This is a genomic window from Streptomyces sp. NPDC006544 (genome assembly GCF_040611715.1).
Classification (GTDB): Bacteria; Actinomycetota; Actinomycetes; order Streptomycetales; family Streptomycetaceae; genus Streptomyces.
Genome location: NZ_JBEXOV010000040.1, coordinates 24531 through 43611 on the forward strand (window position 1 = coordinate 24531; position 19081 = coordinate 43611).

General features: G+C 73.2%; 15 protein-coding genes. 10 read left to right on the plus strand and 5 right to left on the minus strand.

The genetic code is table 11. The annotated features are described in order from the left end of the window. Positions 1 to 17: 17 nt before the first annotated feature. Together ABZY44_RS19820 and ABZY44_RS19825 are read right to left on the minus strand one after the other, a co-directional pair. Positions 18 to 1238 (minus strand): acetyl-CoA C-acetyltransferase, encoded by a 1221-nt coding sequence (locus ABZY44_RS19820; RefSeq protein WP_356655494.1) that lies wholly within the window; start codon positions 1236 to 1238, stop codon positions 18 to 20. Positions 1239 to 1305: 67 nt separating this feature from the next. Next, entirely contained in the window at positions 1306 to 2391 is a 1086-nt protein-coding gene (locus tag ABZY44_RS19825; protein WP_356655496.1) for an SGNH/GDSL hydrolase family protein, read from the minus strand. 131 nt (positions 2392 to 2522) lie between these two features. Between ABZY44_RS19825 and ABZY44_RS19830 the strand changes: the two genes are divergently transcribed. Continuing rightward, complete coding sequence (locus ABZY44_RS19830) at positions 2523 to 3911, plus strand: cystathionine beta-synthase (RefSeq protein WP_356655552.1); 1389 nt, start codon at positions 2523 to 2525, stop codon at positions 3909 to 3911. A gap of 344 nt (positions 3912 to 4255) precedes the next feature. Here the strand turns inward: ABZY44_RS19830 and ABZY44_RS19835 are convergent, their stop codons facing one another. Continuing rightward, positions 4256 to 4627, minus strand: coding sequence for a hypothetical protein (locus tag ABZY44_RS19835; RefSeq protein ID WP_356655498.1), 372 nt, complete (start codon positions 4625 to 4627; stop codon positions 4256 to 4258). Positions 4628 to 4891: 264 nt separating this feature from the next. On the opposite strand from ABZY44_RS19835, the gene ABZY44_RS19840 reads away from it, so the two are divergent. Next, positions 4892 to 5734 (plus strand): MurR/RpiR family transcriptional regulator, encoded by an 843-nt coding sequence (locus tag ABZY44_RS19840; protein ID WP_356655500.1) that lies wholly within the window; start codon positions 4892 to 4894, stop codon positions 5732 to 5734. A 232-nt stretch (positions 5735 to 5966) separates the two neighbouring features. On the opposite strand, the gene ABZY44_RS19845 is transcribed toward ABZY44_RS19840, so the two are convergent. Beyond that, entirely contained in the window at positions 5967 to 7418 is a 1452-nt protein-coding gene (locus ABZY44_RS19845) for a diaminopimelate decarboxylase (RefSeq protein ID WP_356655502.1), read from the minus strand. Between the two features lie 105 nt (positions 7419 to 7523). Between ABZY44_RS19845 and hutU the strand changes: the two genes are divergently transcribed. The 8 genes from hutU to ABZY44_RS19885 all read left to right on the plus strand — a co-directional run bounded on the left by hutU (position 7524) and on the right by ABZY44_RS19885 (position 17360). Further along, positions 7524 to 9188: a urocanate hydratase gene (gene hutU, locus ABZY44_RS19850; RefSeq protein WP_356655504.1), complete on the plus strand. Its 1665-nt coding sequence runs from the start codon at positions 7524 to 7526 to the stop codon at positions 9186 to 9188. A gap of 35 nt (positions 9189 to 9223) precedes the next feature. After that, the gene (locus tag ABZY44_RS19855; RefSeq protein ID WP_356655554.1) at positions 9224 to 10414 is read left to right on the plus strand and encodes an allantoate amidohydrolase; all 1191 of its coding nucleotides are present in this window, start codon (positions 9224 to 9226) and stop codon (positions 10412 to 10414) included. Further along, positions 10405 to 11793, plus strand: coding sequence for a formimidoylglutamate deiminase (locus tag ABZY44_RS19860; RefSeq protein ID WP_356655506.1), 1389 nt, complete (start codon positions 10405 to 10407; stop codon positions 11791 to 11793). The genes ABZY44_RS19855 and ABZY44_RS19860 overlap by 10 nt, the downstream gene beginning before the upstream one ends. Positions 11794 to 11819: 26 nt before the next feature. Continuing rightward, positions 11820 to 12998, plus strand: coding sequence for an imidazolonepropionase (gene hutI, locus ABZY44_RS19865; protein ID WP_356655508.1), 1179 nt, complete (start codon positions 11820 to 11822; stop codon positions 12996 to 12998). 165 nt (positions 12999 to 13163) lie between these two features. Next, on the plus strand, positions 13164 to 13850 hold the full coding sequence (locus ABZY44_RS19870; RefSeq protein WP_356655510.1) for an LPXTG cell wall anchor domain-containing protein: 687 nt from the start codon (positions 13164 to 13166) through the stop codon (positions 13848 to 13850). Positions 13851 to 13867: 17 nt separating this feature from the next. Beyond that, the gene (locus ABZY44_RS19875; RefSeq protein ID WP_356655512.1) at positions 13868 to 14884 is read left to right on the plus strand and encodes a hypothetical protein; all 1017 of its coding nucleotides are present in this window, start codon (positions 13868 to 13870) and stop codon (positions 14882 to 14884) included. Then, positions 14881 to 16092 (plus strand): hypothetical protein, encoded by a 1212-nt coding sequence (locus ABZY44_RS19880; RefSeq protein WP_356655514.1) that lies wholly within the window; start codon positions 14881 to 14883, stop codon positions 16090 to 16092. Before ABZY44_RS19875 ends, ABZY44_RS19880 begins: the two co-directional genes overlap by 4 nt. Positions 16093 to 16106: 14 nt before the next feature. Continuing rightward, complete coding sequence (locus ABZY44_RS19885; RefSeq protein WP_356655516.1) at positions 16107 to 17360, plus strand: hypothetical protein; 1254 nt, start codon at positions 16107 to 16109, stop codon at positions 17358 to 17360. 75 nt (positions 17361 to 17435) lie between these two features. Here ABZY44_RS19885 and ABZY44_RS19890 read toward each other — a convergent pair whose 3' ends face one another. Then, the gene (locus tag ABZY44_RS19890) at positions 17436 to 18953 is read right to left on the minus strand and encodes an oligopeptide:H+ symporter (protein WP_356655518.1); all 1518 of its coding nucleotides are present in this window, start codon (positions 18951 to 18953) and stop codon (positions 17436 to 17438) included. Positions 18954 to 19081: the final 128 nt, after the last annotated feature.

Below are 19081 nucleotides of genomic sequence, written 5' to 3' on the forward strand. Positions count from 1 at the left end.
CGACCGGCTCGGCGTACTCAGCTCAGGCGCTCGATGACCATCGCCATGCCCTGGCCGCCGCCGACGCACATCGTCTCGAGGCCGAACTGCTTGTCGTGGAACTGCAGGCTGTTGATCAGCGTGCCGGTGATGCGCGCGCCGGTCATCCCGAAGGGGTGACCGACGGCGATGGCCCCGCCGTTGACGTTCAGCTTCTCCAGCGGAATCCCGAGGTCCCGGTAGGAGGGGATGACCTGGGCCGCGAAGGCCTCGTTGATCTCGAAGAGGTCGATGTCGCCGACGGTCAGGCCCGCGCGCCGCAGCGCCTGCCTGGAGGCCTCGACCGGGCCCAGGCCCATGATCTCGGGGGAGAGGCCGGTGACGCCGGTGGAGACGATCCGGGCGAGCGGGGTCAGGCCCAGCTCGCGGGCCTTGGTGTCGCTCATGACGACCAGCGCCGCGGCGCCGTCGTTCAGCGGACAGCAGTTGCCGGCCGTGACCAGGCCGTCGGGACGGAAGACCGGCTTGAGGCCCTCGACGGCCTCCAGGGTGACCCCGGCGCGCGGGCCGTCGTCGGTGGAGACGACCGTGCCGTCCGGCGTGGTGACCGGGGTGATCTCGCGGGCCCAGAAGCCGTTCTTGATGGCTTCCTCGGCCAGGTTCTGCGAGCGCACGCCGAACTCGTCCATGTCGCGCCGCGTCACGCCCTTCAGGCGGGCCAGGTTCTCGGCGGTCTGGCCCATCTGGATGTACGCGTCCGGGGTCCGGCCGTCCTCGCGCGGGTCGTGCCAGGTGGATCCGGTGCTCTGGGCCACCGAGGCGGTGTGGGCCTCGGACTCGGCGAAGAACGGGTTGTGGGTGCCCGGGATCCCGTCGGAGGAGCCGTTCACGGACCGCGACACCATCTCCACGCCCGCGGAGATGAAGACGTCGCCCTCGCCCGCCTTGATGGCGTGCAGCGCCATCCGGGAGGTCTGGAGCGAGGAGGCGCAGTAGCGGGTGATCGTGGTGGCGGGCAGGTGGTCCATGCCCATCTGCACGGCCACGATGCGGCCCAGGTTGTGGCCCTGCTCGCCGCCCGGGAGGCCGCAGCCCAGCATCAGGTCGTCGATCAGGAGCGGGTCCAGCTCGGGGATCTTCGCGAGGGCGGCCTGGATGACCGTGGCCGTCAGATCGTCCGGTCGGACGTCCTTGAGGGATCCCTTGAAGGCGCGGCCGATGGGAGACCGGGCGGTGGAAACGATGACGGCTTCGGGCATCGGGGCTCCAAGGGAGGTGGTGTCGTACCGGGACCGCATGCGAAGTTACCGCCCCGTACCGTCGAGGTCACGGCCCTTTCGATGTGACTCCGGTCGCTCTGGCCGTGTTCCCGCCCGCCTTTCCGTCCCCCCGCGGGGGCCGGCCCGTCCCGTCGGCTCCTCCGGTCCCCTGCGCGAGGTCCTCGCCCGGCACCCGCCGCCGGCGCCGGTACTTGAGCAGGGCCCACGGTCCCCGCGCCCCCGTGACCTCCGTGCCCGCCAGTCCCGCCGCCGCCGAGGCGGCCTTGGCGACCGGGAGCATGTCCTCGTTGCGCGACACGTCCAGCCGGTCCGACTCGGGCCACAGCTCCAGGGCCGCGCACAGGGTCGGCAGCACGGCCATCGCGGCGGTCGCGTAGCCCTCCGTCGACGGGTGGTAGGAGTCCGGACCGAACATCTCGCGGGGGTTCGCCGCGAACTCCGGCCCCAGCAGATCGCCCATCGAGACGGTACGGGCGCCCAGCGCGAGCACCCCGATCGTCTGGGCCGCGGCCAGCTGCCGCGACACCCGGCGGGCCAGCCACCGCAGCGGCTGGTACACCGGCTCGATGGTCCCCAGGTCCGGACAGGTGGCGACGACGACCTCGGAGCCCGCGAGCCGCAGCCGGCGCACGGCCCCGGTCAGCAGCCGGACCGACTGGGTCGGCGGCATGCGCCGCGTCACGTCATTCGCGCCGATCATGATCACGCACACGTCGGGGGCCGGCTCGTCCCCGTCCAGCAGCAGCCCCGCCTGCCGGTCCAGGTCGTCGGACATGGCCCCGGACAGCGCCACGTTCCGCAGCTCCACCGGCCGCTCGGCCACCGCCGCCAGCCCCGAGGCCAGCAGCGCGCCCGGGGTCTGCCGCGCCCGGTGCACCCCCAGCCCGGCGGCCGTGGAATCGCCCAGCATGCCGAGCCGCAGCGGGCCCGGGCTCAGCTCCGGCCCGCCGAACTCGCTCCCGTACAGCCCGTCCGCACGCGGCGGATCGGCCAGCCCGGAGCCGACCGTCCGCTTCGCGAACTGCAACTCGGCCACGACCAACCCCACCGCGGCGGCCCCGACGAGCCCGAGCCCGCCCCCGCCGTACGCCGCGCCCGCCGCGATCCGGCGGGCCGTCCTCGCCCTGGACACCCTCGTGCCACCTCCTCGGTACCTGGTCCTGATGACCTACCTGCCCCGTACTGCCGGTCGGCCAATCCCTTTGCGCATACTCTGGCCGAGCCTCCCGGAGAACCCGTGGAGTCCCCTCCTTGGAGAACATGGTGCAATTCCACGACTCGATGATCAGCCTCGTCGGCAATACCCCGCTGGTGAAGCTCAACCGTGTGACCGAAGGCCTCCAGGCCACCGTCCTTGCCAAGGTCGAGTACTTCAATCCCGGCGGATCCGTGAAGGACCGGATCGCCGTCAGGATGATCGAGGCCGCAGAACAGAGCGGAGCCCTCAAGCCCGGTGGCACCATCGTGGAGCCGACGAGCGGCAACACGGGTGTAGGACTCGCCATCGTGGCCCAGCAGAAGGGCTACAAGTGCATCTTCGTCTGCCCTGACAAGGTCTCGCTCGACAAGATCAACGTGCTGCGCGCCTACGGCGCCGACGTGGTGGTCTGCCCGACGGCCGTCGACCCCGAGCACCCGGACTCGTACTACAACGTGTCCGACCGCCTCGTACGCGAGACGCCCGGCGCCTGGAAGCCCGACCAGTACAGCAACCCGAACAACCCGCGCTCGCACTACGAGACCACCGGTCCCGAGCTGTGGGACCAGACGGACGGGAAGATCACCCACTTCGTGGCCGGCGTCGGCACGGGCGGCACGATCTCCGGCACCGGCGGCTACCTCAAGGAGGTGTCGGGCGGCAAGGTCAAGGTGATCGGCGCCGACCCCGAGGGCTCGGTCTACTCCGGCGGCTCGGGCCGCCCGTACCTCGTCGAGGGCGTCGGCGAGGACTTCTGGCCGACCGCCTACGACCGCAACGTGACGGACGAGATCATCGCGGTGTCCGACAAGGACTCCTTCCAGATGACCCGCCGCCTCGCCAAGGAGGAGGGCCTCCTCGTCGGCGGCTCCTGCGGCATGGCGGTCGTCGCGGCGCTGCGCGCGGCGGAGGGGCTCGGCCCGGACGACGTGGTCGTCGTCCTGCTCCCCGACTCCGGGCGCGGCTACCTCAGCAAGATCTTCAGCGACGAGTGGATGGCCGGGCACGGCTTCCTGGAGGACGCCGGTCCCGCCGCGCGGATCGGTGACGTGCTGGCGGACAAGGAGGGGGGCAGCATCCCCTCCCTCGTCCACATGCACCCCGAGGAGACCGTCGGCGAGGCCATCGAGGTGCTGCGCGAGTACGGCGTCTCGCAGATGCCGATCGTCAAGCCGGGTGCGGGCCACCCCGACGTGATGGCGGCCGAGGTCATCGGCTCGGTGGTCGAGAAGGAACTGCTGGCGGCGCTCTTCGCGCAGCGGGCGTCCCTCGGCGACCCGCTGGAGAAGCACATGTCCTCGCCGCTCCCGCAGGTCGGCTCCGGCGAACCGGTGTCCGAGCTGATGGCGGTCCTGGGCGAGGCGGACGCGGCGATCGTCCTGGTCGAGGGCAAGCCGACGGGCGTGGTGAGCCGCCAGGACCTGCTGGCGTTCCTGGCGAAGACCGCGAAGTAGTTCCCCGGGGGCCGGTGTCCCGGCCGACGCACAATCGGTACGGTGCCGTCACGTCACGGCAGCACCGGCTTAACACGGCTCCGGCACAGTGGTGGTCGTCGGCGGGGAAAACCGGGGAACCGGGACCCGGCCGGCACCACGAACGGCGTCGGCGCGCCTCCGGAGCGGCTCCCGGACCGCGTGGACGCACGGACGCGCGGACGGCCCTTGACCCGGCCCGTGTCCTTCGCGGGGACCGCCGTCGTCCCGCCCCCGGGCAACCGGGGTGCGGCGGTCCCCGCGCCAACTCCTCGCCGGCCCCCGCCGCCGTACGCCGTACCGGCCCGCGGGCGGGCCGGGGTCAGTCAGTCCCGGGAGCCGGGAGCATGGTGGCGGCGGGACGTGACGGCGTGGACGTAGTTCACGCCCAGGATGCCCAGCCAGACGACGATCAGGCCGCTGAGCCTGGCCTGGGCGGCGCCGATCGCGGAGAGCGGGATCGCCAGCACCAGGGTGATGACCGCGAAGCCGAAGCGCTCTCCGAAGCCGCCGTCCACCGGCTCCGCGGAGCGCCGGGGGCGGGCCGCGGACAGCAGTTCCTCCGCGAGACGCCGCCTGACCTGGGTGTCGACCTTGTCGACGAACGAGTCGAGCAGCGCGGCCTCGTACTCCGGACCCAGCTCCCGCCGGGCGTCGAGCGTGGCCGCGAGTTCCTTCTTCAGCTCCTGGGACTCCATACCGCCACCCTAGGAATCAGCGCCTCGCGCCCGCACTGGGGCTAGCCCCCGTATCAGGCCGCCGGGGCCGCTCACCCCGTGGCCGAGCGAGATCATGGCGACGGCCGTGGCGACGGGCGTGGCGACGGGCATCATCGTGTCGCCCGGCACGGACACGATGCGGGCGGTGCGTCGAAGGCGCGGCTTGCCGTGCTGCATAACCGCATGCAGAGTGCTCCGTGACTGAATATCTCACCGGTTGCGGACGGGACGGAGGGGGACGGGATGAGCGAGAGCCCGGCAGCGCGGCTGCAGAAGCTGTTCGAGGGGCACCGGTTGACGCCGACCCAGCGGCGCATCGCGCACTGCATGGTGCGCGGGGCCGCGGAGGTGCCCTTCCTGTCGAGCGTGGAGCTCGCGGAGCTGGCCGGCGTGAGCCAGCCGTCGGTGACCCGGTTCGCGGTGGCGCTGGGCTTCGACGGCTATCCCGCGCTGCGCAAGCACCTGCGGGAGGTGGCCCCCGCGGAGCGCGCCGGGGCAGAGCACGAGGACGCGTACAACGAGTACCAGCAGGCGGTCCAGGGCGAGATCGAGAACCTGCGGCAGCTGTCCGCGATGCTCGCCGACCCGGCGCCGGTCCAGGAGGCGGGGCGGCTGCTGGCGGCGTCGAGCCCGCTGCCCGTACTGGGGCTGCGCGCGGCCTCCTCGCAGGCGCGCGGGTTCGCGTACTTCGCGGCGAAGGTCCATCCGGACGTGCGGCTGCTCGACGAGGGCGGCACGATGCTCGCCGACCGGATCGACGCGGCCCGCGCCGCCGGGGCGTCCTCGCTCCTGTGCTTCGCGCTGCCGCGGCACCCCAAGGAGGTCGCGGAGGCCCTGGAGCACGCGCGGGCGGCCGGGCTGACGGTGGTGACGGTCGCCGATTCGGCCTTCGCCCCGGTGGCCCGGCACTCGGACCTGCTGATCCCGGCACCGGTCGGGACGGGGCTGGCGTTCGACACGGCGTGCGCGCCGATGCTGCTGGGGCGGGTGCTGCTGGAGGCGATGGCCGACGCCCTTCCGGATGCGCAGGCCCGCCTGGAGGCCTTCGACGCCCGGGCCGTCGCGCGGGGCCTGTTCGTGGAGTAGTCCGGTCGCGGCGACCGCGGCGCCGGCCCCGGTCACGGCACTGGCGACGGCCGGGCTCGGCCGGTTCGGTGGCGAGGCGCCGCCGGGGCCGGAACGCGGGCGAGGAGCGGGAGCAGGGTGTTGCGTACGGCGCGCAGGGCCGGGCTGGGCGGGGGCGTCGGGGGCCGCGACCCTGGCGGCCGGCTGAGGCCCCGGCGCGTCCCCGCGGACGGCGCCGCCCGCGGGCGGCGTGTCAGAGCAGGGCGTCGCGCAGGGCCCCGCCCGCTTCCGCGGTGAGCTCGGCGAGCGACTGCGCCGGGCGGGCCAGGGAGAACCGGACGCCGCCCTCCGGGGTCACCACGAAGCCGTGCACCGCCGGCCGCGGCAGGCTGTTGTAGCCGTAGTGCGCCGTGAAGGCGTACGCGCCCGTGTCGGGCACGGCGACCAGGTCGCCCGGGGACAGGAGCGGCAGCTCCCGCGCCCTCGCCAGGAGGTCGCCGGCGAAGCACGCCGGTCCCGCGACGTCCTGGGCGACCGGCGGGCCCGTCAGGGGGACGCCCCGGGCGTCGTAGGGGAGGATCCGCAGCGGCCAGGCCGCGGGGGCGTAGACCGTGCGGGTGGCCAGCTGCACCCCCGCGTGCGTCAGGGCGATCGGCCGGCCGCCGGTGGTCTTCGTGTACTCGACGCGGGACAGCACCAGCCCGTGCTTGGCCGGCAGTGACCGCCCGAACTCCGTGACCAGGCCGTACGCGCCGGAGAAGAGCCCGGGGACGGCGGAGCGCAGGGCCGAGACGTACTCGGCGTAGACCGGGCTCTCGGTGTCGGAGGCGAAGTTCACCGGCAGGCCGCCGCCGATGTCCAGCGTGTCGACCTGCCGCCGGCCGGCCGCCGCGTTGATCTCCTCGGCCAGCGCGTACAGCTCCCGCACCCCCTCGGCGATCAGCGCCAGCGGGACGCCCTGGGAGCCCGAGTGGGTGTGCAGACGGGTGAGCCACGGCCGGTCCAGGAACGCCCGTACGAGCCATGCGCGCGCGCCCGGATCGCGCAGGGCGATGCCGAACTTCGAGGTCGCCGTGGCGGTGGAGAGGGCGTCGATGGCGCCCGCGCCCGTCTGCGGGTTGATCCGTACGCCGATCGGCGACCGGGTCGGGGCCGAGGCGACGAGCGCGTCGAGGCGTTCCAGTTCCTGCCGGTTGTCGGCGTTGACGGCGACGCCGAGGGTGAGGGCCTCGCGCAGTTCGGCGGCGGTCTTGGCGGGGGAGTCGAGGACGATGCGCTCCGGGGCGATCCCCGCGGCGCGGGCCAGGGCCAGCTCGCCGGGGCTCGCGACCTCGCAGCCCAGCCCGGCGTCGCCGAGCAGCCGCAGTACGGGGACGAGCGGGGCGGCCTTGACGGCGAAGGCGTGCAGGACGGGGGTGCCGGGGGCGACCGCGGCCGCGAACGCGGCGGTCAGGGCGGCGCCGGAGGCGCGGATGCCCGCCGTGTCCAGCAGGCAGACCAGGGGGGAGCCGGCGTCGACCAGGCCCTGCTCGACGGCGGCCCGGACGGCCAGGTCGCGCCGCCGGGCCCGGCGGCCGGCGCTGTCGGCACCGGCACGGGCATCGGCTCGGGCATCGGCTCCGGCATCGGCCGCGCCTTGTGCGGCACCGGCTGCGGCATCGGTGGCGCCGCGGGCGGTCCCGGGCGTGTCAGCGGTCTCGGCCATGTTCTTCATCCCATCATCCGGCGCGGCCGGCCGCAGCTGTTGACTGAATCTATTCAGGGCGCGAGGATGTGAATGGATTTGACCAACACCGGAGGAGGCACCGCCATGTCAGGACCCCGCCCCGTACGTGCCGCACGAGGTACCGACCTGAGCACCCTGGGATGGCAGCAGGAGGCCGCGCTGCGGATGCTCCAGAACAACCTCGACCCCGAGGTGGCCGAGCACCCCGACAAGCTCGTCGTCTACGGCGGCACCGGCAAGGCCGCGCGCGACTGGCGCTCGTACGACGCGATGGTCCGCACGCTCCAGACCCTGAAGCAGGACGAGACGATGCTCGTCCAGTCCGGCCGCCCGGTCGGCGTGATGCAGACCCACGAGTGGGCGCCGCGCGTCCTGCTCGCGAACTCCAACCTGGTCGGCGACTGGGCCAACTGGGAGGAGTTCCGCCGTCTGGAGCACCTCGGCCTGACCATGTACGGCCAGATGACCGCCGGCTCGTGGATCTACATCGGCACCCAGGGCATCCTCCAGGGCACCTACGAGACCTTCGCGGCCGTCGCGGCCAAGAAGTTCGGCGGAACCCTCGCCGGCACCATCACCCTCACCGCCGGCCTCGGCGGCATGGGCGGCGCCCAGCCCCTGGCCGTCACCATGAACGACGGCGTCGCGATCTGCATCGACGTCGACCCGCGCGCCATCGACCGCCGCATCGAGCACCGCTACCTCGACGTCAAGGCCGACAACCTCCGCCACGCGCTCCAGCTCGCCGTCGAGGCCCGCGACGCCCGCAAGCCGCTCTCCATCGGCCTGCTGGGCAACGCCGCCGACCTGCTCCCGCAGATGCTCGCCGAGGGCGCCCCGATCGACATCGTGACGGACCAGACCTCCGCACACGACCCGCTCGCCTACCTCCCGACCGGCGTCGCCTTCGACGACATGGCCGACTACGCCGCCAAGGACCCGGCGGGCTTCACCACCCGCGCCCGCGAGTCCATGGCCACGCACGTCGAGGCCATGGTCGGCTTCATGGACGCGGGCGCCGAGGTCTTCGACTACGGCAACTCCATCCGCGGCGAGGCCCAGCTGGCCGGCTACGACCGCGCCTTCGCCTTCCCCGGCTTCGTCCCCGCCTACATCCGGCCGCTGTTCTGCGAGGGCAAGGGCCCCTTCCGCTGGGCGGCGCTGTCCGGCGAGGCCTCGGACATCCACAAGACCGACAAGGCGATGCTGGAGCTCTTCCCGGAGAACGAGTCCCTGCACCGCTGGATCAAGATGGCCGGCGAGCGCGTCCACTTCCAGGGCCTGCCCGCGCGCATCTGCTGGCTCGGCTACGGCGAGCGCGACAAGGCTGGCGAGCGCTTCAACGAGATGGTGGCCGACGGCACGCTCGCCGCGCCGCTGGTCATCGGCCGCGACCACCTGGACTGCGGTTCGGTGGCCTCCCCGTACCGCGAGACCGAGGCCATGCTCGACGGCTCCGACGCGATCGCCGACTGGCCGCTGCTCAACGCCATGGTCAACGTGGCCTCCGGCGCCTCCTGGGTCTCCATCCACCACGGCGGCGGCGTCGGCATGGGCCGCTCGATCCACGCGGGCCAGGTCACCGTCGCCGACGGCACGAAGCTCGCGGGCGAGAAGATCCGCCGCGTCCTGACCAACGACCCGGGCATGGGCGTCATCCGCCACGTCGACGCCGGTTACGACATCGCCGAGTCCGTGGCGGACGAGCGCGGCGTCCGCGTCCCGATGCGCGAAGGCGACTCGGCGTGACCCAGGAAGCCGCCGCCGGAGCCTCGTTCCACGCGATGTGGGCCGAGCTCCGGCCCATCGGCCGGGACCGGGGCAGCGGCGGGTACCGCCGGTACGCCTGGACCGGGGCCGACGTCGACTGCCGGACCTGGTTCCAGGCGCAGGCCGAGGCGCGCGGGCTCGCGTACGAGACCGACCGCAACGGCAACCAGTGGGCCTGGCTCGGCGACCCCCTGGCCGGTGACGCCGTCGTCACCGGCTCCCACCTGGACTCCGTCCCCGACGGCGGGGCCTTCGACGGCCCCCTCGGGGTGGTGTCCTCCTTCGCGGCCCTGGACGAACTCCGCAGGAGGGGCGCGGAGTTCGCCAGGCCACTTGCCATCACCAACTTCGGCGACGAGGAAGGGGCCCGGTTCGGCCTCGCCTGCGTCGGTTCCCGGCTCAGCGCCGGGCAGCTGACCAAGGAGAAGGCCTACGAGCTCCGCGACGCGGACGGGATCCGCCTGCCGCAGGCGATGGAAGCGGCCGGGTACGACCCCGGGACCATCGGGGCCGACCCCGAGCGGCTCGCCCGCATCGGCGCCTTCGTCGAACTGCACGTGGAGCAGGGGCGCGCCCTGGACCTGTCCGGGGACCGGGTCGGCATCGCCTCGGCCATCTGGCCGCACGGCCGCTGGCGGTTCGACTTCCGCGGCGAGGCCAACCACGCGGGCACCACCCGTCTGGTGGACCGCCGCGACCCGATGATCACGTACGCGCAGACCGTGCTCGCGGCCCGCGCCGAGGCCGCCCTCGCCGGGGCCGTGGCCACCTTCGGGAAGATCTCCGTGGAGCCCAACGGGGTCAACGCCATCCCGTCGCTCGTCCGTGGCTGGCTCGACTCCAGGGCCGCCGACCAGGTCACCCTCGACACGGTCGTGACCGCGATCGAGAAGGCCGCCCGCGAACGCGCCGAACAGGACGGCATCGACCTGGACGTCGTCCGGGAGTCCTTCACCCCGGTCGTCGAGTTCGAGCACGCCCTGCGGGACGAGCTGAACCGGCTCCTCGGGGGCACCGTCCCCGTCCTGGGAACCGGCGCGGGACACGACGCCGGAATCCTCTCCGCGGCCGTCCCGACCGCGATGCTGTTCGTGCGCAACCCCACCGGCGTCTCCCACTCCCCGCGGGAGTTCGCCGCCGAGGACGACTGCGTCGCCGGAGTCCTCGCCCTCGCCGACGTACTGGAAGGCCTCGCGTGCCGCTGAACACGTACTGGCTGGAGCACGCCTGGCTCGGCACCCACGTCGAGCCGGGCGTGGCCCTGACGGTCTCCACGGGCGGCTCCGCCACGGGGGCCGCCGACGGCTCCACCGGCGGATCCGCCGAGGGGCGGATCACCGCCCTGCGCACCGGGGTCGACGCCCCGCCCCCGGGAGCGGAGGTGCTGCGCGGTCTGACGGTCCCCGGCCTGGCCAACGCGCACAGCCACGCCTTCCACCGGGCCCTGCGCTCCACCGTCCAGGTCGGCAGCGGCACCTTCTGGACCTGGCGCGACGTCATGTACAAGGTCGCCCAGAACCTCACCCCCGACACGTACTTCGCGCTCGCCCGCGCCGTGTACGCGGAGATGGCGCTGGCCGGCATCACGAACGTCGGCGAGTTCCACTACGTCCACCACGCGCCGGGCGGCGCCCGGTACGCCGACCCGAACGCCATGGGCGAGGCCCTGATCGAGGCCGCCGCCGAGGCCGGCATCCGGATCACCCTCCTCGACACCGCCTATCTCTCGGCGGGCTTCGGCGAGGCCCCGAACCCGCACCAGCTGCGCTTCTCCGACGGCACCGCCGACGCGTGGGCGGAGCGGGTCAGCGCCCTCACGCCGCGCGGGCACGCGACCATCGGCGCGGCGGTGCACTCGGTGCGCGCGGTGCCGGCCGACCAGCTGGCCGCCGTGGCCCGCTGGGCCGAGGAGCGCGGGGCCCCGCTGCACGTCCACCTCTCGGAGCAGACCGCCGAGAACGACGCCTGCCTGGCCGCCCACGGCCGGACGCCGACACAACTGCTCGCCGACCACGGCGTGCTCGGCCCGCGCACCACCGGCGTCCACAACACGCACCTCACCGACACCGACATCGCGATCCTCGGCGGCAGCGGCACCGGCACCTGCATGTGCCCCACCACCGAACGCGACCTCGCCGACGGCATCGGCCCCGCGACCCGCCTGCAGCGCGCGGGCAGCCCGCTCTCGCTCGGCAGCGACAGCCACGCCGTCATCGACCTGCTCGAAGAGGCCCGGGCGATGGAGCTGAACGAGCGCCTGCGCAGCCGTACCCGGGGTCACTGGACGGCGAACGCCCTCCTCACCGCGGCCACCGCCGACGGCCACGCGTCCCTCGGCCGGCCGGACGCGGGACGCCTGGAGGCGGGCGCGCTCGCCGACTTCACCACGATCGCGCTGGACTCCGTCCGGACCGCCGGCGCGTTGCCCCGACTGGGTGCCGAGACGGCCGTCTTCGCGGCCACCGCCGCGGACGTGCGCCATACGGTCGTGGCCGGCCGTCACATCGTCCGCGACGGCGCGCACACCCTGGTGGGCGACGTCGCCGCGGCCCTTGCCGAGTCGATCGCAGCCGTCCGCGGCTGACGCCGTCGGTCCCCCGAGAGGAACCCGTGACCACCACCCTCATCACCCACATCGGCAGCCTCGTCACCAACGACCCCGCGCTCGGCGACGGCACCCCCCTCGGCCTGATCCGCAACGCGGCCGTCGTCATCGAGGACGACACGATCGCCTGGGTCGGCGAGGCCGCCGCAGCCCCCGCCGCCGACTCCGCGTTCGACGCGGAGGGCCGCGCCGTCGTCCCCGGCTTCGTCGACTCCCACTCCCACCTCGTCTTCGCGGGCGACCGCACCGCCGAGTTCAACGCCCGCATGTCCGGCCTCAGCTACTCCGCCGGAGGCATCCGCACGACCGTCGCCGCCACCCGCGCCGCCTCCGACGCCGAGCTCGAGGCCAATCTGGTGCGCCACCTCGACGAGGCCCGCCGCCAGGGCACGACCACCTTCGAGACGAAGTCCGGCTACGGCCTGACCGTCGCCGACGAGGCCCGCGCCCTGCGGATCGCCGCGGCGCACACCGAGGAGGTCACCTACCTCGGCGCGCACATCGTCTCCCCGGACTACGCGCGGGACCCCGCGGGCTACGTGGACCTCGTCACCGGCGAGATGCTCACCGCCTGCGCCCCGTACGCCCGCTGGGTCGACGTGTTCTGCGAGAAGGGCGCCTTCGACGGGGACCAGGCCCGCGCGATCCTCACCGCCGGAGCGGCCGCCGGGCTCATCCCGCGCGTCCACGCCAACCAGCTCTCGTACGGCCCCGGCGTCCAGCTCGCCGTCGAGCTCGAAGCCGCCTCCGCCGACCACTGCACCCACCTCACCGACGCCGACGTCGACGCGCTGGCGCAGGCCTCGGCCACCACCGTCGCCACGCTCCTGCCCGGCGCCGAGTTCTCCACCCGCGCCCAGTGGCCCGACGCCCGCCGCCTGATCGACGCGGGCGCCACCGTGGCCCTGTCCACGGACTGCAACCCGGGCTCCTCCTACACGAGTTCCGTGCCGTTCTGCATCGCCCTCGCCGTCCGCGACATGCGGATGACGCCGGACGAGGCCCTGTGGTCCGCCACCGCCGGCGGTGCCCGCGCCCTGCGCCGCACCGACATCGGGGCCCTCACCCCCGGGACCCGCGCGGACCTGGTCCTGCTCGACGCCCCCAGCCACGTCCACCTCGCGTACCGGCCGGGCGTTCCGCTGGTCTCCGCCGTCTGGCAGAAGGGCCGCAAGGTGGCCTGAAACCCGCCACATCAGGACGGCGCCGGCGCCGATCACGGTCCCCGGACGGGCCGTTGATCCGGCGCCGTCCTTTGTCTTCCCTCCGCAAGGCCCCCGGCGTACCTTGAGCCACCAATCTGATGTGCCGTCAGTAACTTGTGGCCGAGGTACGAGGGGAAGACGAAGGTGTCCGACCGGAAACGCTCCACCGCCCGCACCGCGTTCGCGCTGGCCTCCACGCTGGCGGGATCGGCGCTCCTGCTGGCCGCCCCCGCAGCCCACGCCGCCGTGATCGACGTCCAGTACGACTGCAAGACCCCGATCGGGGACAAGTCGGCCGTCTCGCCCATCGACATCAAGGCCGTCAAGGAGGGCAGCTCCTACAAGCTCACCATGAGCTTCCAGAAGGGCGTCTCCTCCAGCCCCATCGAGCTCGGCAAGGGCGCCATGAGCCCCAGCGCCGTCATCCTCGTCGACGGAGCCGAGAAGGTCTCCGTCCCGGTCTCCGGGCCGCCCAATCCCGAGGCCGCACCCGCCGACACGCCCATCAAGATCACCGACCTCTCGGGCACCTACACGCCCAAGAAGAGCGGCAAGGTCACCTTCACTCCCGGTGTCCTCACGATCAAGGCGATGAGCACGACCACCACCTGCACCCCCGGCAACAGCCCCGAGCCGTCCCTCGAACTGGACGTGACGGGCGCCGAGGGCGCCGCCCCCGGGCCGGGCGAGGACCCCACCGACGGAACGCTCCCGCAGACCGGTCCCGAGGACTCCGCGATCGCGCTGGGCACCCTCGGCGCCACCGTGGTCCTCTCCGGCGCCGCCGGCGTGCTCTGGCTGACCCGGCGCGGCCAGCGGGCCCGGTCCTGAACGGAGCGCCCCCGGTCATGCCCGTGCACCACACCCCCCGCAGGCCCGCCGCGCTCCTGCTCGCCGCGGCCGCCGCCGCCGTGCTCCACGCCGCGGCCGCGGTCCCCGCCGCGGCCGACGAGCCCGGCTGGACGGCCGAACCCGTCGCCGGCAGCGCCCCGGCGGCGCCGCCGAAGGCCGGGGCCCGTCCGTACTTCTACCTCGCGGGCACCTCCGGCACGGTGCTGGAGGACCGCCTCGCCCTGGACAACACCAGCGACCGGGAGCACACCATCACCCTGCGCGGGGCCGATGCCTACAACACGGCGGGCGGCGCCTTCGCGGTGCGCCCCGCCCGGGAGTCCACCGGCGCGGGCGTCTGGATCAGCTTCGGCGCGGGCGCCACGGTCAAGGTCCCCGCGCACACCCGCGCGGTGGTCCCCTTCACCGTCACCGTGCCACCCGGCTCACCGCCCGGCGACCACCCGGCCGCCGTGGTCGCCACCGAGGCCGGACACGAGGTGGGCGTACGGGTCCACCTGCGGGTCGGCGGCCCGGCCCTGGCGGCGCTCACCGTCGAGGACGTCTCCGTACGCGGCAAGGGCGCGGGCGCCCGGGTCGCCTACACCCTGGTCAACCGCGGCAACGTCGCGCTCACGCCCGAGCTGTCGGTCCGCGCCGACGGAACCTTCGGCAAGGTCGCGGGCCGCGGCGCCCACCCCGTGGCCGTCGAGGTGCTGCCCGGCCAGCGGGTGGAGCTGACCGAACCCTGGCCGGGCGCCCCGGTCTTCGACCGGGTGGCCCTGGAGGTCACCGTCACCGCCCCCGGCGGCGCCCGCGCCACGGGGAGCACCTCGCGGTGGTTCCTGCCCTGGGGGATCGCGGGCCGGACCGGCGTCGGCCTGGCCGGCCTCGGCGCGACCACGGCGGCCGCGCTGCTCCTCGTGCGCAGGCGGCGGACCGGGGGCGGGGACGGCGGGCCGCCGCGGCACGGGAGCGCCGTACCCGACCAGTCCGCAGCACCGGAACACGAGTTGACGGGAGCATCCAGGTGAGCGCCAAGGCCGGTGGGACACGCGGCGGCAAGGTCAGGGCCCTCGCCGCGGCGGGGCTCGCGGGGCTGGTGGGGACGGCGGCCTGTGTGCTGGCGCTGTTCCCGGCTGCGGCCGCCGCGGACGACGGACCCAAGCCCGCCGTGGCGCTCTCCCTCGGCGAGGCCGCCAAGGGAACCGAGCTGTCGGTCACCGGTACGGGCTGGCGGGGCAAGACCATGGTGATGCTGCTGGTCTGCGGGCAGAACATGATCGGGGGCACCAACAGCTGCGCCAACGCCGACGGCGTCGCCGTCTCCGTCGCCGACGACGGGCACTTCGCCGCCCGGCTCCCGGTGGTCGCCCCGCCCAAGCCCTGCCCGTGCGTGGTCAACGTGACCTCGGTCAACGGCGACCAGTCCACCGTGGCCGCCCCGCTGAAGATCACCGACCACCCGGTGGCCGAGCTGCCCGCCGAGGGAGGCACCGCCCGCCTGGCCATGCTCACCGGGGTCCGGCTCAAGGGCGAGGACTCCGTACTGACCTGGTTCGGGGCCCCGCCCGGCCGGACGTTCACGGTCACCGTCGGCAATCTCGGCTCCGCCCCGGTCAAGGACCCGGTCTTCCAGCTCGGCACCGCCCACGGGGTGTTCGCGCCCCTGTGGGAGGAAGTCCGCTGGAAGGGCACCATCCCGCCCGGCGGCAAGGCGGAGGTCTCCCTCGACGCCGCACTCCCGGCGGGCGCCCACGGCGACTACACGCTCTCGCTCAAGTACGGGGAGACGGTCGTGGCCACCCAGCCCTGGGGCGTGGACCGCCCGTACGGGGTGCTGCTGTTCTGGGGCCTGCTCCTCGTGGTCGTCCCGGCCGCGGTCTTCCGCGTCGGCATGGCCGTCGTCGACAGGGTCCGCCCCCGCGACGCGGCCGGCGGCCGCCACCGGGGCCCCCGCCCGCCCGAGGCGCCGGCCGCCGTGACCGCCCGGCTGCCGAGGATCCCGGCGGTACGGGGCTCCGCGCGCGGACCCGTACGCGGCCTCGCGCCCGTCCGCTCCGAGGCGGCGGCCGAACCCCCACAGACCACCACGGCGGTACTGCCGTGGTTCACCCCGGACAGCGCGCCGGGGACCGACGCTCCATCCGAACGACCAGCACCGAAGGCACCACAGGCACCACAGGCACCACAGACGTCCGCACCGTCTGAGAACAGTCCGACGACGAAGGGACAATCGTGAGGACCCAACGGAGGGTGAGCGCGGCCGCGGTCGCGCTGCTGTTCGGCGGCGCGGGCATCCTGCTGGCGGCTAGCCCCGCCCAGGCGGCCGACGTCTCCTACAAGGTGGAGTGCGTTCCGCCGGCGGGCGGTGGCGGTCCGGTCCAGGGCACGACCACCGCCTCGGTCACCGCCCCCGCCACCGCCAAGGTGGGCGACGAGGTCGAGGTGGTCTGGAAGACCGTCAAGCCGGCTTCGAACAACACCGACCTGATGGACCTGCCCAAGGACAGCATCAAGCCGATCGGTTACGCGAAGGTCGGCGGGGCGCAGAGCGGCGAGCTGAAGATGGAGGGGGCGCGGAGCAATCCGCCGATCCCCAAGAAGTCGCCCATGACCATCTCCGACATGAAGGCCAAGCTCAAGCTGACCAAGGCCGGGGACGTCACCGTGTCGCCGGGCAAGTACGACGTCGACTTCAGCGGCCTGCTCACCCACTGCACGCCGCAGGAGTCGGTCGGGGTCGGCGTCACCATCAAGGTCACCGAGGGCGGCGGCGGGACCACCGGGGCCACCACCGGTACCCCGGGCACCACCGGCAGCACCACCAGCGGCAGCGGCAGCACCACCGGCGGGAGCGGCGGCCAGACCGACTTCCCGGGCAAGGCCGTCGAGGTCGCCTACGACTGCGGTGCCTTCCTCCCCGGGGGCATCAAGACCCCGGTGACGGTCAACGCCAAGAAGAACGGCGGCGCCTACGACCTGACCGTCAAGACGGCCAAGGGGGCGATGAAGAGCCCGGCGCCGCTGCCGGCGGGCGCCCTCAAACCCTCGATGAACATCAAGATCGGCGGTGGTGACAGCGGCACGGTCAAGGTCTCCGGTCCCGCGAACACCGCGGCCATCGGCGCGGGCGATCCGGTCACGCTGAGCGACATGACCGGTACCTACAAGCCGGGCAAGACCGGCAAGGCGACGCTGAGCCCCGACCAGATGACCATCGACGTCGTCATGGCCCCGGGCGCCACCCCGATCGTGGTGCCCTGCACCGCCACCACCACCGGGGTCTCCCTGGAGCTGGACACCACCGCGCAGGAGGGCGGCGCGGGCTCGCCCGGCGCCTCGGGCAACACCTCCTCGGGCACGGCCTCCTCGGGCAACCTCGCCGAGACCGGCGCCGCGGACGACGGCGGCATCAGGGCCCTGGCCCTGGTCGCCGGCACGGTGATCCTGCTCGGTGCCGCCGTGTTCACCTTCACGCCGTGGCGGCGCCTGCGCGGCCGCGGCTGAACCACGGGCGCGTAGGAAACGGTGCGGCCCGGCACACCAGTGGTGTGCCGGGCCGCACCGTGCGAAGGAGCGCCGCTAGTGGACGGTGCCCATCAGCGCCTGGACCTTCTTGCGGTAGGCGTAGATCGCCAGACCGGCGACGACGGCGGCCGTCGCCTCCAGGGCGATCACCCCGGTTCCGTTGAGGTCCACGCCACCGATGGAGAGCAGACCGGTGACGCAGTCACCCGCCGTGACGGCGAGGAACCAGACGCCCATCATCTGGGAGGCGTACTTCTGCGGAGCCATCTTCGTGGTGAGCGAGAGGCCGACCGGGGAGAGGCACAGCTCACCGATGGTCTGGATCATGTAGATCGAGACCAGCCACATGGGGGAGACCTTGGTGCCGTCGCCCGCCATGTTCATCGGGACGATGAAGACGAAGAACGAGGCGCCGATCAGGACCAGACCCATCGCGAACTTCACGATGGTGTTCGGCTCCTTGTTCCGGTGCGCCAGCCAGACCCACAGCCAGGCGAAGACCGGGGCCAGCGCCATGACGAACAGCGGGTTCAGCGACTGGTACCAGGTGGCCGGGAAGCCCAGGCCGAGGACCGAGTCCGCGGTCTTGGAGTCGGCGAACAGCGACAGGGTGGAACCACCCTGGTCGTAGATCATCCAGAACGCGGCGGCGGCCACGAAGAACCAGATGTACGCGGTCATCTTCGACTGCTCGGTGCCCGACAGGTCGCGGTCGCGCTTGATCTTCATCAGCACGGCCACCGGGATGGCCAGACCGGCGACGGTGATCGGGACGAGCGCCCAGTTCAGCGTGTACAGGCCCAGGGCGGCGACGGCGCCGTAGAAGACGGCGACGACGCCCGCACCGATGAGGACCTTCGTGATGACGGTCTTGCGCTCCTGCGCCGACAGCGGGTTGGGGACCACGCTGCTCTTGGCGCTCAGGTGCTTGCTGCCGAGCAGGAACTGGACCAGGCCCAGCGCCATGCCGATCGCGGCCAGCAGGAAGCCGAGGTGCCAGTTCACCGTCTCGCCGACGCTGCCGATGACGAGCGGTGCGACGAAGGCGCCGAGGTTGATGCCGACGTAGAACAGCGTGAAGCCGCCGTCACGACGCGGGTCGTCCGGGCCCGAGTAGAGGTGGCCGACCATCGTGGAGATGTTGGCCTTCAGAAGACCGGAGCCGACCGCCACCAGGATGAGGCCGAGGAAGAACATCGCCTGGCCGGGGATGGCGAGCGACACGTGACCGGCCATGATCACGAAGCTGGCGATGGCGACCGTCTTGCGGGCACCCCAGACGCGGTCACCGAACCAGCCGCCGGGCATGGCCATCAGGTAGACCATCGCCACGTACACGGAGTAGATCGCCGTGGCCGTGGCCATCGTGAAGGCGAGGCCGCCGCCCTGGCTGCCGGTCGCGGCGTCGACGCCACCGGAGACCAGGTACAGGACGAGAAGGGCGCGCATGCCGTAGTAGGAGAAACGCTCCCACATCTCGGTCATGAACAGAGTGGCCAGGCCACGGGGGTGGCCGAAGAAGGTCTTGTCGGCGGACGGATCCGCAGAGTCCCTCGTCAGGCTGGAAGCCATGGTCGATCCTTGCTTGCTCGGGACGCTTGGCTTCGTGAGCTCATCAGCGCCCGGTGAGGGTGGCCGGTACCGGCGGCGGTGTCCCGTCCCCACGCCCTGGGGTGCCGCTCCTGGAAGGGTGGAGGCGA

What these genes read in the sequence shown, in the direction of transcription:
- ABZY44_RS19835 (WP_356655498.1), bottom strand. Translation starts at nt 4,627, where the DNA reads ATGGAGTCCCAGGAGCTGAAGAAGGAACTCGCGGCCACGCTCGACGCC.
- ABZY44_RS19840 (WP_356655500.1), top strand. Translation starts at nt 4,892, where the DNA reads ATGAGCGAGAGCCCGGCAGCGCGGCTGCAGAAGCTGTTCGAGGGGCAC.
- ABZY44_RS19845 (WP_356655502.1), bottom strand. Translation starts at nt 7,418, where the DNA reads ATGGCCGAGACCGCTGACACGCCCGGGACCGCCCGCGGCGCCACCGAT.
- hutU (WP_356655504.1), top strand. Translation starts at nt 7,524, where the DNA reads ATGTCAGGACCCCGCCCCGTACGTGCCGCACGAGGTACCGACCTGAGC.
- ABZY44_RS19875 (WP_356655512.1), top strand. Translation starts at nt 13,868, where the DNA reads ATGCCCGTGCACCACACCCCCCGCAGGCCCGCCGCGCTCCTGCTCGCC.
- ABZY44_RS19855 (WP_356655554.1), top strand. Translation starts at nt 9,224, where the DNA reads ATGTGGGCCGAGCTCCGGCCCATCGGCCGGGACCGGGGCAGCGGCGGG.
- ABZY44_RS19890 (WP_356655518.1), bottom strand. Translation starts at nt 18,953, where the DNA reads ATGGCTTCCAGCCTGACGAGGGACTCTGCGGATCCGTCCGCCGACAAG.
- ABZY44_RS19820 (WP_356655494.1), bottom strand. Translation starts at nt 1,238, where the DNA reads ATGCCCGAAGCCGTCATCGTTTCCACCGCCCGGTCTCCCATCGGCCGC.